Below are 13,333 nucleotides of genomic sequence, written 5' to 3'. Positions count from 1 at the left end.
AGGATCGGGCCGCGACCGGGGAACCATCGGGGTCCCAAGGAGACCGCACTGTGACGGTTGTCGCTTCTGTCGCACACCGGGAACCGAAGGGACGGTTCCGGTTCAACCGGTGTACCGGTAACTGGCGGACGCCTGCTCGTACAGCCGCGTCACCTCGTCCCGCTCGGCCTCCGGACCGCGGACCTGTACGACGTGGTAGCGCCCGTCGACGAGGATCGCGAGGTTGCGCACATACAGCTCGCGGCCGCCGTCGTTCCAGGTGAACTGGCCCTCGGCCATGGTCCGGTCGCCCACCGTCGTGGTGCGCAGCCCGGAGGCCGTCGCCCAGCTGGAGTCGCGGTACGGCTGGAGCTCGCTCTCCTTCTCCCGCTGGTACACCATCGGATCGCCGCCGTTCGCGGACGCGCTGTCCCGGCCGGGTACGACGATCAGCTCGAAGTCACCGTGCGTGTACACGACCTGGCCGCGCCCGTTCTTCGGCGTGCGGTCCCAGCCGTCTCCGACGGCGACCTGGAAGCCGGCTTCGTCCTTGCGGAGCGTGAACCCGTCGGCCACGTCGGAACCGGGCTGTGCCGGTGTGCCGTCGGAGGACGCCGACGAGCCGCTCCCCGAACCCGGCGTGGTCTGGTCGGGCCGGGGTTCGCTGCTCGCCTCGGGTGCCTGCCCGGCCGGCGGCGCGGTCGCCCCGGCCTGCTGGGTGGCGCCGGCCCCGGACGCCCCGTCCTCACCGGCCCTGGGCATGAACAGCAGGGCGTACGCGACCGCCGCGGCCAGCGCGAGCAGTATGAACAGCACCAGCGTGCGGCCGAGGCTGCGCGGTGAACGGTCCGTGTCCTGCCGGGCCCGCTTGTGCCGCCCGTGCGGGCCGGCCGCGGGCAGCTTGGCGCGCCGCCTGCGCACCAGCTCTCCCTTCCGGCGCACGATCGGCAGCCGGCTGGGATCGGCGGGCGGCGCGGCGACGACGTACGTCCCCGCCTCCGGCTCCGGCGCCGACCGCACCAGCGAGCGCAGCCAGCCGCGCAGCTCCTCGAAGTCGAGGCGATCGGTGGGGTCCTGGCGCAGCAGCGACTCCACGACCGGCCTGAGCGGCCCGCACTCCTCGGCGAAGGCGGGCGGCTCGGCGCACACCAGCTGCACCAGCTCGGCCGTGGACTCCTCCGGATAGGGCGCATGCCCCTGTACGGCCCTGAAGAGCAGCGCGCCGAGCGCCCACAGGTCGGTCGCGGGACCGATCGGGGCGGCCAGCTGCCAGTTCTCGTGCACCGGTCCGGCCTGTTCCGGCGCCCAGCGCTCGGTGACCGGTCCGACCACGGCCATCCGCGCCTGCCGCGCCCGCTCGGCGGCGAGAGCGGTGGCGGGGCCTCGGCGGGGCGGGGTGACGGGGGCGCCGGCTCCCGGGGTCCCGGCCGCGACGAGGTCGTCCCAGCGGGTGGCCGGGGGTGCTTCGGCGGGTGCCGGGGCCGGGTGGGCGGACTGGGCCGGCACGGGAACGTGCGACGCGGGCGCGGGATGGGGGGCGGGGGCGAAGCCGGGGCCGGGCAGGTGCCCTGTGCGGCCCGGCGCGCCCCGGACACCGTAGGGGTCGGCGATCTGTCCGGGGGGCGAGCCGGGGGCGGTCCCGGGGAACGTGCCGCCCTCGCCGGGCACGGGGTACGGCGACGACGTCACCCCCGCGCCGGTGTCGCCGTCGGCCGGGGTGCGGGCTCCGGGCAGGGCGGGCCGCCCGTTCTGCTGGGCCTCCTGGACCCGGGCCGCGGCCCGCGCGCCCGCACGGTACGCCGCGATCGCCCCGGCCCGCGCGGCACGGATGTCTCCGCCGGTCTCCACGGCCGCCCTGCGGGCCACCGCTCCCGACGGCCCACCGGGGCCCGGCTGCTCCGCCACGGGCGCCGGCAGCCCGCCGGCCGCCCGCGCCTCGATGGCGGCCCGCCGGGCGGCCTCGGGATCGATCGCGCCACCGACCCCTCCGGCGCTGTCTCCGTGGAGCGCGGGACCGGCGGCCGGACCGGTCGTGAGGCCGGGCCGGGATCCTGCGGGACCACCCGCGCCGGGGTGGCCCACGAAGCCGCCCGTGCCTGCGGGCCCCTCGGGACCCGCCCCGGGCGCGTCGCCCTCCTCCACCGGCACCGGGTCGTAGCCGCACAGCGCCTCTTCCGCCGCGCCGACGGCCAGCCCGGTCAGCATGACCCGTCCGTCGTCGCAGACGAGGACCGTGCGGGCGGTGATGTTGCGGTGCACCCAGCCGTGCGCGTGCAGCACGCGCAGCGCCATGAGCACGTCGGAGGCGACCTCGGCCGCCCGGTACGGCGTCAGCGGCTTCTCGGCGAGCAGTGCGGCGAGCGGCCGCGCGGCCACCAGTTCACTCACTATCCACAGCGACCCGCCCTCGGCGAACACGTCGAAGACCTGGTCCAGCCGGGGGTGGTCGGGAATGCCCGCCGCGGCCTGCGCCGCCTCGACGGCGCGCCGCACGACGGGATCGGCGGGCCTGCGGGTCCCCGCGCCTGCTCCCGGACGGACCCCCGTCGGCCCCGCACCGCGCTCACGCGCGGTGAACCCCGCGGGCAGTCCCTCCGCGTCGAGCACCTCGGCCTCGACGACCTCCGGCAACGGCACCTGCCGGACCAGGACTTCCTGCCCGCTGTAGGTGTCGAAGGCGCGTGTCTCGGTGAGTTCGTACTCGTCCGAGGGCGGCAGCGGCAGGCGGTAGCGGTCGACGAGCACTCGACCCGCATAGTCGTCCACGTTGCCTCCCCCGGCCACCTGGTCGGTCACATCCGTTCGTTCCGCGTGCCGTTCCAGCCGTATTCGGCCGTACAGCTGAATGCGTACGGTCCGCAGGCATTCACGATACGTGCCGGAGGCAAGCCCAGAGAGGGGATGCCCAGATATCCCGCTTCGAACGCGGACCGAACACCCCGGGGGCCGACGCTACTTCTTCGGCGTGAACGACTCCGTCAGCGTCTTCCAGGTGGACACCCGCAGATCGGACCCCCACTTGGCGGCCTTCGCCGTGTACATCAGGGCGTACCCCTGGCTGTCGCTCACGACGAACCCACGGTCGATGGTGCGGTACTTGGTACCGCTGTCCTGGTAGGTGAACTCCCAGTCGGCCGTGTTCCAGCCCCGGTAGTCCACCGCCTCTATTCGGATCTTCTTGTACTGCGAGCGCTCCATGTAGCGCTCCTGGTTCTTCCAGTCGGCGACGGGGTCGTCCTTGGGCGTGCTCGTCCAGGCGACGAGGAGCTTCTGGCCGTCGGGCCCGGTGAAGCGGTCCCCCGCGGAGTCCGAGGACTGGAACTTCCACCCCTTGGGCAGTCCGATGGAGTATCGGCCGCCCTCGTGGGTCGTCGCGGCCTCGCCGGCCTCGGTGGCGGAGACATCGGATCCGGTGCCGCCGGCCGTGGTGGCGCTGCCGCTGGGCGTGGTGCCGGTCGTGCCGCCGGCCTTGGCGGTGTCCGACCCGGAATCGTCGCTGCCGGTCCCGCCGTTCTTGTCCTCCTTGGTGCCCGCGCTCGCGCTGCCGCCGGCCACCGTCTTGGCACCGCCGCCCGAACCGCCGGCGTTGTCGTCGCCGCCGCCGCCGAGCACGATGCCGATGACGGTGCCGAGCACGGCCAGCACGACCACCACGGCGATGATGACCAGCGTCCGCTTCGGCACCACGTCGGTCAGCGGCGCCCTCGGCACCTGCCGCGGCGGCAGATCCGGCGGCGTCATCACGGGCCACCCGGAACTTCGGCCCCCGGCCCCGCCATTGGTCCCGGCCGACGGCGAAGCCGCGGTCGAGGACGAGGTCGAGGGTGACGAGGGTGACGAGGGTGACGAGGGTGCGGACGAGGTCGAGGGCGACGAGGGTGCGGGCGAGGCCGCCCGCTGGGCCGTGCCCGCGGACCCGGCCGTGGCCGACGGCGAACCCGCCCCGCCGGCACCCCGCCGTGTCGCGTCCGTCCCCACGGAAGCGGAAGTCGCCGTGCCGTTCCCCGGCTTGGTGCGGGACGCGGCCGCGGAGGTGGCCGCGCCCGCCGCGACGGCGGCCTTGCGCACCGAACGCAGCGCCCCGCGCAGCTTCACGCCCGCCTCGCCGGACGAACCGCCCCGGCCCTCGGAGCCGCCCGGCTGCGCCGGCAGTGGCACGACCTTCGTCGCATCCGCCGGCTCCGCCTCCCTGCGGTCGGGCGCGTGGATCACGGCCTGGAGCTTCGCCCGCGCACCCGCGTCGTCGAGCCGTCGCGCCGGGTCCTTGGTGAGCAGCCCGTAGATGACGTCCCTCAGCGGACCCGCGTTCTTCGGCTCCTCCAGCGGTTCGGTCATCACCGCGGTGAGCGTCGCGATGGCGGAACCCTTGTCGTAGGGGGGCGAGCCCTCGACCGACGCGTACAGCAGTCCGCCGAGCGACCACAGGTCGGCCGCCGGTCCCGGCTTGTGCCCGCGGGCCCGCTCCGGGGAGATGTAGGAGGGCGCGCCGACGAGCATGCCGGTGGAGGTGATGGACGGGTCGCCCTCGACCTGGGCGATGCCGAAGTCGGTGAGCACGACCCGGCCGTCCTCGGCGATCAGTACGTTCGACGGCTTCACGTCACGGTGCAGGATGCCCTCGCGGTGCGCCGAGCGCAGCACGTCGAGGATGGCGAGACCGACCTCGGCCGCGCGCCTCGGCTCCAGCACGCCGTCCTCGCGGATGGCCTCGGCGAGCGACTTGCCCTCGACGAGTTCCATCACGATCCACGGCCGGTCGTCCTCTTCGACCACGTCGAAGACCGTCACCGCGCTGTTGTTGCGGATCCGTGCGATGGCCTTGGCCTCGCGCAGCGTCCGTGTGATCAGCCGGCGCTTCTCGTCGTCGTCGATGTTTCCCGGGAACCGCAGCTCCTTGACGGCGACCGTCCGCCCGAGGGTCTCGTCCTCGGCGCGCCACACCGTCCCCATGCCACCGCGGCCGAGTACATCTCCCAGCCGGTACCGCCCGGCGAGGAGACGTGCGCTCTTGTCCTGACGGGATGTCCCCGCCCGCTCCGCCTCCGACATGCGTCCCCTCATGCAACCCGCCCTGACAGAGCCTCCATTGTCCCTCACCCGACAAGTGCCCGACGCCCAGGGTGCCCCTCATCGCACCCGAGGAGGGGAGCATTCCGGCCAGAAGGTGCAGCACACTCCGGCCAGAGGGTGCCAGGCGGTCCGGCCAGAGGGCCCATCGCGCTCCGACCGGGGGGTTCCGGCGCACTTCAGGGGAGGGGGCCGGGGACTCCGGGCAAGAGTTCGGCGTACGCCGGGCGGAGGGTGCCGCGCGCCGCGGGCAGGGCCCCTGCGACCGGCGGCGGGTCCGGCCCCGGGCCCGCGTGAAGTCCGCACAGCACCACCCTGCATGATGGCCCAACGAGGAGAGGGGGGCGCGTTGCCACCGCTGCGGAGCCTGCTGGCCATGCCCGTGGCCATGGCCCTTCTCTGCCTGGCCGCGACCGGGTCCCAGGCCGGCCCGATCCCGCCCACGGACGCCCTGCTCCCGCTGCTCCTCACCCGGGGCACGGCCCCCGCCGCGGCCCTGCTGGCCCGTGAGGAGGCCGGTACCCGCTACGCCGGGACGGGACCGGACATCTCCCGGGACGACCACTTCCGGGCCGGCAGCATCACCAAGACCTTCCTGGCGACGGTGGTGCTCCAACTGTCCGCCGAACACCGGCTGTCCCTGTCCGACACGGTGGAGACGCACCTGCCCGGCCTGGTGCGCGGAAGCGGCAACGACGGGCGCGCGCTGACCCTGCGTTCCCTGCTCACCCACACCAGCGGTCTGTACGACTTCACCCGGGACACCGGGGGCACCCTGCCCGTGACTCCCCGTCAAGCCGTCCGAATAGCGCTCACCCACCCTCCGGCCGACCGCGGCCGCTTCTCCTACTCCAACACCAACTACGTCCTGCTCGGCCTGGTCGTCGAGCAGGTCACCGGCCGCTCGTACGCCGTGGAGGCCGAGCGGCGCGTGATCGCTCCGCTGGGGCTGACCGGTACCTCCTTTCCCGGATCCCGCACCTCACTGCCGATGCCGCACGGCCGCGCCTACGACACGGACGGAAGCGATGTCACCGCACTCGACCCGCGGGTGGCCGGGGCCGCGGGCGAGCTGGTGACCACGCTCGCCGACCTGAACCGCTTCTACGCGGCGCTGCTCGGCGGGGAACTGCTGCCCCCGCGTCAGCTGCGCGAGATGCTCGACACCCGTGCCGCACACGGCTCGTACGGCATGGGGCTGTTCCCCGCGAGGCTTCCGTGCGGCGTCACGGTGTGGGGGCACAACGGCCGGATCTCGGGCAGCTACGCGCGCACCGCAGCCACCGTCGACGGCCGACGGGTCCTCACATTTCGGGTGAACACGACCACGACGGCGGATCCCGGGATCGAACCGGCCCTGCTCGCCGCCGAGTTCTGCCCTCGCACCCCTTAGAACGAGCCGGTTCCGAACGAAGATCCCGGCCCGCGACACTCGTTCGAGTGAACCGCCCTCGGCGACCGCCCGCACGAGGACGGGGCTCCCGACCGGTCCGACGACCTCACGACCGGTCCCACGACCTCACGGCCGGCCCCCCACGACCTCCCGCGCAAGCGCCGTCACGGGCCGGCCCAGGACCTCCCGCGCAAGCACCCTCCCGGCCGGTCCGACGACCTCCCGCACGAACCCCCTCCCGACCGATCCCACGACCGCCCGCGCAAGCGGCCCTCACGGCCCGCCCTCGACCGCCCTCACAACGGCACGATGTCCGGCGCCCCCAACCGCGCCGCGTCCGCCGTCAGGTCGTCCGGCTGGAGCTGGGACTCGCGCTCCGCCTCCACCCGCTTCTCGTAGTGCTCGACCTCGCGCTCGACATGGTCCTTGTCCCAGCCCAGCACCGACGCCATCAGCTCGGCCGCCTCCCGGGCGCTGCGCGTCCCCCGGTCGAAGGTCTCGATGGAGATGCGGGTGCGCCGGGTCAGCACGTCGTCGAGGTGGCGGGCGCCCTCGTGCGAGGCGGCGTACACGATCTCGGCGCGCAGATAGTCGTCGGCGGCGTGCAGCGGTTCGCCCAGGGACGGCTGGGAGGCGATGAGGTCGAACACCTCCTCCGCCATCGAGCCGAACCGGTTCAGCAGATGCTCCACGCGGACCACGTGCAGTCCGGTGCGGGCCGCGATCCGCGCTCGCGCGTTCCACAGCGCCCGGTAGCCCTCCGCGCCCAGCAGCGGCACGTCCTCGGTGACGCACTCGGCGACCCGCTGGTCGAGCCCGCGCACCGCCTCGTCGACGGCGTCCTTGGCCATCACCCGATAGGTCGTGTACTTGCCGCCGGCGACCACGACGAGTCCGGGCACGGGGTGGGCCACGGTGTGCTCGCGCGACAGCTTGCTGGTGGCGTCCGACTCCCCGGCCAGCAGGGGCCGCAGGCCCGCGTACACGCCCTCCACGTCGTCCCTGGTCAGCGGTACCGCGAGCACCGAGTTCACATGCTCGAGGAGATAGTCGATGTCGGCGCTGGAGGCGGCCGGGTGGGCCTTGTCGAGGTCCCAGCCGGTGTCGGTGGTGCCGACGATCCAGTGCCGGCCCCAGGGGATGACGAACAGCACGGACTTCTCGGTGCGCAGGATCAGCCCGGTGGAGGAGCTGATGCGGTCCCTCGGCACGACGAGGTGGATGCCCTTGGAGGCGCGGACGTGGAACTGCCCGCGCTCCCCGACCATCGCCTGGGTGTCGTCGGTCCACACCCCGGTGGCGTTGACGATCTGCCGGGCGCGGATCTCGTACTCCCCGCCCGCCTCGACGTCCTGCACGCGCGCGCCCACGACCCGTTCGCCCTCGCGCAGGAACCCGGTCACCCGCGCGCGGTTGGCAGCCTTGGCGCCGTAGGACGCCGCGGTGCGCACGAGGGTGGCGACGAAGCGGGCGTCGTCCATCTGGGCGTCGTAGTACTGCAACGCGCCGACCAGGGCGTCCTTCTTCAGGGCGGGTGCGATGCGCAGGGCGTGGCGGCGGCTCAGGTGGCGGTGTGTCGGCAGGCCCCGGCCGTGGCCGCGGGCCATGGACATCGCGTCGTAGAGCGCGACGCCCGAGCCGGCGTACAGGCGCTCCCAGCCCTTGTGCTGGAGCGGGTAGAGGAACGGCACGGGTTTCACCAGGTGCGGGGCGAGCCGCTCCAGCAGCAGTCCGCGTTCCTTCAGAGCCTCGCGGACGAGGGCGAAGTCGAGCATCTCCAGGTAGCGCAGGCCGCCGTGGATCAGCTTGCTGGACCTGCTCGACGTGCCCGAGGCCCAGTCGCGTGCCTCGACCAGGCCGGTGGACAGGCCGCGGGTCACGGCGTCGAGGGCGGTGCCCGCGCCGACCACGCCGCCTCCGACGACCAGCATGTCCAGCTCGTGCTCGGCCATGGCCGCCAGTGACTCGGCTCGCTGCGCCGGCCCCAGTGTCGCTGTCCTCACCGCTGCCTCCCGCTGTCCGTCACGCGGCCGCACCCGTCAGGGCACAGCCCGTCCCGTATCACCCATGCCCAAATTCTGACCTTGTTGCCCCGGTTCAGCCACCACTCGCCCCCCAGCCTGTGGACAACTCTCCCGGAACCCCGGTGGGCCCACCGGGAAACGGACCGGCCGAAACAGCAGATCAACACAGCCGATCAATCCCGCATAACGGTCATATTTACTCCTAGTCTGACATTGCGCTCGCCCGTCCTGTCCACAGGGCTTGCGCACCTGTCCCGCTTCGGTTATTGGGAAGGACGGCCCACGCCATGCCCGCAGATCTCGCCGTCATCGGACTCGGCCCGCTCGGCCTGCCCCTGGCCCAGGCCGCGGTGGCCGCCGGCATCCCCACGCTCGGCTACCGGACCGGCCCCGAGGCGGGCTCCCTCAGCCCCGCCGAACTGCGCCGGATGCTCTCGGGGGGCTTCCGGCACGCGACCAACCCCGCCGAGCTGGGCCGGGTGCGCACCGCCGTCATCTGCGCCCCCACCACGCGCGACGCGGACGGCGGGCTCGACCTCGGTCAGGTGGAGGCGGCGGCCCGCACCCTGGGCGCCCAACTGCGCCCGCACACCACCGTCATCCTGGAGTCGCCCGTCTGCCCCGGGACGACGGGGGAGATCCTGCGACCGCTCCTGGAGGAGGCGTCCGGTCTGCGCGCGGGCCGCGACTTCCACCTGGCGTACTCCCCCAGCCGGGTCGACCCCGGCAGTCGCGCCTTCACACCGGCCACCACTCCGAAGGTCATCGGCGGACTGACCCCGGCCTGCACCGAGTCGGCCGCCGCGTTCTACGGCCGGCTCACCGACAAGGTGGTACGCGCGCGTGGCCTGCGGGAGGCCGAGACCGTACAGCTCCTGGAGACGAACTTCCGGCACGTCAACATGGCGCTGGTCAACGAGATGGCCGTCCTCTGCCACGACCTGGGCGTCGACCTGTGGGACGTCATCCGCTGCGCGGAGACCAAGCCGTTCGGCTTCCAGTCCTTCCGTCCCGGCCCCGGCGTCGGCGGCCACTCCGTCCCCCTGGACCGCACCGGCCGGCCCGGCAGCCCGCTGCGCATGGTGGAACTGGCCCAGCAGGTCAACAACCGGATGCCCCGGTACGTCGTCCAGCGCGCCGCCACGCTCCTCAACGAGCACGGCAAGTCGGCCCGCGGCGCACGCGTGCTGCTGCTCGGCGTCACCTACAAGGCCGACCTCGCCGACCAGCAGGGCACCCCCGCGCACGAGATCGCGATCCGGCTGATGGAGCTGGGCGCCTCCGTCAGCTACCACGACCCGCACGTCCCGTCCTGGAGCGTCCTGGACCGCCCGGTCCCACGCGCCGATTCGCTCTACGAGGCCGCCGCCGACGCCGATCTGACGATCCTGCTCCAGCAGCACCGCACCTACGACCTGCAAGGGCTGTCCGTGAAGGCCCAGTTGCTGCTGGACACCCGCGGAGCCACTCCGACGGGGGCCGCGCACCGGCTCTGAGCGCGCGAAAATCGCAGATGAAGAGGGCGGCGCGGCCCTGCTACTCTGCGGCGACTTCCGGCACACGCGTGCGTGGATGTCTCCGCACCCCGTCGCCGCTCTCCGTTCGTCCGTCCCGTGGGGGGATACCTGTCATGACCGAGTCAGCTCCGCCGCCGCCGCAGCCCGTCGACGGCAACCCGTACGCCCAGCCGGCCCCGGACGCCCAGCCCCAGCCGCCCGTGGGCGCTCCCGCCGCCCCGTACCCCGCGCCGGCCGCCGGTGGGAACCCGTTCGCCCAGCAGCCGGGCGCCGTCCCGCCGGGCGCGGTACCCCCGCCGCCCTTCCCGGCCGCGCCGCGCCAGGGCAACGTCGTCCTCGGCATCCTCACCGCCGTCGTGGTGGCCCTGGTCACCGCCGGTGTCTACGGCGGCATCGTGGGCGCCACCGAGTACGAGATCGGCTACGCGGCGGTCGGCGTCGGCTTCCTGGTCGGCTTCGCGGCAGGCAAGGTCGGAGGCGGCAACCCGGCGCTGCCGATCGTGAGCGCGGTGCTCGCCCTCGGCGCGGTCTACCTGGGCCAGATCATCGGCATCGGCCTGATCATGGCCGACATCGCCGGGGTCTCCGCGACCACGGTCTTCACCGAGCACTTCGGCGTGATCACCGAGGGCTGGAGCGACGAGGCCGACCCGCTGACCTTCGTCTTCCTCGCGGTCGGCGCGTTCGCCGCGTTCTCCGGCGCGAAGAAGGCCTCGGCGTAACACCCGCACCGCGACGAGGGCCCGTCCGCCTCCAGGACGGGCCCTCACGCATGTCCACGGCCGGGCCGGTCCGGCGACACCAACGTGGCACCCCACGACACCTGGCGGCACCCGATGGCACCCGATGGCACCGGGTGGCACCCCGTGGTGTCAGGTGGCGCCACATGGCACCACCGCACGCGTCGCAGACGCATCGACGCCACATGGCGCCGCATTGACACAACCCAACATCGGCACGTCATTGCAGGTCAGAGCCGTCAGTGCTTTGGCAACCCGCAACCAACCCTCCAACGGGCTTGCGTATGGCACCATAGTGGTGCCACTATGACGTCATGGACCTCACGCCGTATGTCGACAACCTCCGCCGCGAACTCGCGGTGGCCGCCGAAGCCGGCGGCGAAGAAGCCCGCGAGCTGGCCGAGCGGCTCACCGCTCCCCTGGAGTCGGCGACCCGGCTGACGATGCTCAACGTGCTCTCCGCCGCGATGGACGAGATCACCCGTGACCTCGCCCCCGGATCGGTCGACGTACGGCTGCGCGGGCTCGACCCCGACTTCGTCGTCACGCCGCCGCCGCGCGACGAGGTGCACGAGGACCGGAGCGGGCCCGCCGAGCCGCTCAAGGCACCGGCCCCGGCCGACGGCGACGAAGGTGGCACCGCCCGCGTCAACCTGCGCCTGCCCGCCCACCTCAAGGCGCGCGCCGAGGAGGCCGCGAGCCGCGAGGGCCTGTCGGTCAACGCGTGGCTCGTACGAGCCGTGTCGGCCGCCGTCGACGGCGGCTCCCCGGCACGTACGACGGAGAAGCCTCGCACCAGCCGCACCGTCGGACAGAGCTTCACGGGCTGGGTGCGCTGACCGCGCCCGCATCCGCCCGCATTCGCCAGAATTCGCCCGGAACTTTACGCCGAGACCCAAGAGGACGGGACAGCCATGCCTTCTTTCGACACTCCCGAACCGATCTCGACCACCGCTTATGTGTACGCCGGTTCCATCCGGTTCACCGCGGGCGACGGCCTCGACACCGTCGTCGAGGTGCGACCCCGCGACCCGAAGAAGGACCTGGACGTACGGACGGCCGACCAGACCGAGGTCTCCTACACGAGCGGACTGCTGACCGTCACCACGCCCAAGGCCAACCTGCTCGGCCGCGGCGGCACCGTCGACGTGACGGTGGAACTGCCCACGGGCTCGCACATCGACGTCACCGGCGCCGGGACCCAGGTGATCGGCGAGGGCCGGCTCGGCGACGTCCGGGTGAAGGTCTCGGCGGGTGACGTCCGCCTCGACACCACCGGCCCGCTGCAACTGAGGAACCCGCACGGATCGAGCATCGTCGACCGGGTCGAGGGCACCGCCGAGATCACCAGCAGCACCGGCAACGTGCGCGTCGGCCTCGTCGACGGTCCCGCCGTCCTGAAGAACTCGCACGGCGCCATGACGGTCGGCACCGTGACCGGCGAACTGCGGGTGAACGGCGCCAACGGCACCATCGACATCGCGCACGCGGAGGCGTCGGTCACCGGCACCACCACCAACGGCTCCCTTCGCGTCACCGACGTCGCACGCGGCGAAGTCCAGCTGGAGACCTCCAACGGCTCCATCGAGGTCGGCGTCCGCGAGGGCACCGCCGCCTGGCTCGACGTCAGTTCCAACCACGGCCAGGTGCGCAGCGCGCTCGCCGCGTCCGAGACCCCGCAGCAGACCGAGGACACCGTCAAGGTCCGCGCCCGGACCAACTGGGGCAACATCGACATCCTCCGCGCCCGGGTCTGACCTGCCCCCGCCGGCTCCTCAGCCGTCAGGACCACTTCACCGCTCACCACGCCTTCGAAGCCTTCGAACGGGAGGGCCCCATGCCTTTCTCTGTCATGCCCACGACCAGTCAGACGGACGGCCGGCAGCCGACCGCCGCCGTCTCCGCCACCGATCTGCGCAAGTCCTACGGCGACAAGACCGTCCTGGACGGCATCGATCTGCGGATCCCGGCCGGGTCCGTGTTCGCGCTGCTCGGCCCGAACGGCGCCGGCAAGACCACCGCCGTGAAGATCCTGTCCACGCTCATCTCCGCCGACGGCGGGCAGGCCCGGGTCGCGGGGCACGACGTCGCCACGTCACCGGACGGGGTACGGGCCGCGATCGGCGTCACCGGACAGTTCTCCGCGGTCGACGGGCTGATCACCGGCGAGGAGAACATGCTCCTCATGGCCGACCTGCACCACCTGACCCGACGCGAGGGACGACGGGTCACCGCCGAACTGCTGGAACGCTTCGACCTCACCGAAGCCGCGGGCAAGCCCGCCGCCACCTACTCCGGCGGCATGAAGCGCCGCCTCGACATCGCCATGACCCTGGTCGGCAGCCCCCGGATCATCTTCCTCGACGAGCCGACCACCGGCCTCGACCCACGCTCCCGCCACAGCATGTGGCAGATCATCCGCGAACTCGTCACGGACGGCGTCACCGTCCTCCTCACCACCCAGTACCTCGAAGAGGCCGACGAACTCGCCGACCGCGTCGCCGTCCTCCACAACGGCAAAATCGCCGCCGAAGGCACCCCCGAAGAGCTCAAGCGACTCATCCCCGGCGGACACGTCCGGCTCCGCTTCACCGACCCGGCCGCCCACCGGAC

Annotated in this window: 9 protein-coding genes; 6 read left to right on the top strand and 3 right to left on the bottom strand. The window is 73.0% G+C overall.

What is annotated here, in order from left to right:
* Positions 1-102: 102 nt before the first annotated feature.
* Both IE275_RS03560 and IE275_RS03555 read right to left on the bottom strand, forming a co-directional pair.
* Positions 103-2,745 carry a serine/threonine kinase C-terminal domain-containing protein gene (locus IE275_RS03560; RefSeq protein WP_189707421.1) on the bottom strand — a complete coding sequence of 881 codons (2,643 nt, stop codon included), beginning with the start codon at positions 2,743-2,745 and terminating at the stop codon, positions 103-105.
* A gap of 186 nt (positions 2,746-2,931) precedes the next feature.
* Positions 2,932-5,028, bottom strand: a complete 2,097-nt coding sequence (locus IE275_RS03555) for a serine/threonine-protein kinase (protein ID WP_189707419.1) — start codon at positions 5,026-5,028, stop codon at positions 2,932-2,934.
* A gap of 367 nt (positions 5,029-5,395) precedes the next feature.
* Here IE275_RS03555 and IE275_RS03550 point away from each other — a divergent pair, with 367 nt between their 5' ends.
* Positions 5,396-6,439, top strand: coding sequence for a serine hydrolase domain-containing protein (locus IE275_RS03550; protein ID WP_189707417.1), 1,044 nt, complete (start codon positions 5,396-5,398; stop codon positions 6,437-6,439).
* A gap of 296 nt (positions 6,440-6,735) precedes the next feature.
* On the opposite strand, the gene IE275_RS03545 is transcribed toward IE275_RS03550, so the two are convergent.
* Entirely contained in the window at positions 6,736-8,442 is a 1,707-nt protein-coding gene (locus tag IE275_RS03545; protein ID WP_189707415.1) for a glycerol-3-phosphate dehydrogenase/oxidase, read from the bottom strand.
* A 308-nt stretch (positions 8,443-8,750) separates the two neighbouring features.
* On the opposite strand from IE275_RS03545, the gene IE275_RS03540 reads away from it, so the two are divergent.
* The 5 genes from IE275_RS03540 to IE275_RS03520 all read left to right on the top strand — a co-directional run.
* Positions 8,751-9,959: a nucleotide sugar dehydrogenase gene (locus tag IE275_RS03540; protein ID WP_189707413.1), complete on the top strand. Its 1,209-nt coding sequence runs from the start codon at positions 8,751-8,753 to the stop codon at positions 9,957-9,959.
* A 134-nt stretch (positions 9,960-10,093) separates the two neighbouring features.
* Positions 10,094-10,702: a hypothetical protein gene (locus IE275_RS03535; RefSeq protein WP_189707411.1), complete on the top strand. Its 609-nt coding sequence runs from the start codon at positions 10,094-10,096 to the stop codon at positions 10,700-10,702.
* A 332-nt stretch (positions 10,703-11,034) separates the two neighbouring features.
* Complete coding sequence (locus tag IE275_RS03530) at positions 11,035-11,559, top strand: toxin-antitoxin system HicB family antitoxin (RefSeq protein WP_189707409.1); 525 nt, start codon at positions 11,035-11,037, stop codon at positions 11,557-11,559.
* 75 nt (positions 11,560-11,634) lie between these two features.
* Positions 11,635-12,477, top strand: coding sequence for a DUF4097 family beta strand repeat-containing protein (locus IE275_RS03525; protein ID WP_189707407.1), 843 nt, complete (start codon positions 11,635-11,637; stop codon positions 12,475-12,477).
* Between the two features lie 80 nt (positions 12,478-12,557).
* Positions 12,558-13,333, top strand: a 776-nt coding sequence (locus IE275_RS03520; protein ID WP_373299164.1) for an ABC transporter ATP-binding protein, incomplete at its 3' end; no start/stop codon positions are given.

The sequence above is a fragment of the Streptomyces phaeofaciens genome (assembly GCF_014648915.1).
Classification (GTDB): Bacteria; Actinomycetota; Actinomycetes; order Streptomycetales; family Streptomycetaceae; genus Streptomyces; species Streptomyces phaeofaciens.
The sequence above is the reverse complement of the archived record's forward strand: the minus strand, read 5'-3'. Positions and strand labels throughout refer to the sequence as shown.

Bases quoted from the DNA above. Each gene is read 5' to 3' on its own strand.
- IE275_RS03555 (WP_189707419.1), bottom strand. From the start codon at position 5,028: ATGTCGGAGGCGGAGCGGGCGGGGACATCCCGTCAGGACAAGAGCGCA.
- IE275_RS03540 (WP_189707413.1), top strand. From the start codon at position 8,751: ATGCCCGCAGATCTCGCCGTCATCGGACTCGGCCCGCTCGGCCTGCCC.
- IE275_RS03535 (WP_189707411.1), top strand. From the start codon at position 10,094: ATGACCGAGTCAGCTCCGCCGCCGCCGCAGCCCGTCGACGGCAACCCG.
- IE275_RS03530 (WP_189707409.1), top strand. From the start codon at position 11,035: ATGGACCTCACGCCGTATGTCGACAACCTCCGCCGCGAACTCGCGGTG.
- IE275_RS03525 (WP_189707407.1), top strand. From the start codon at position 11,635: ATGCCTTCTTTCGACACTCCCGAACCGATCTCGACCACCGCTTATGTG.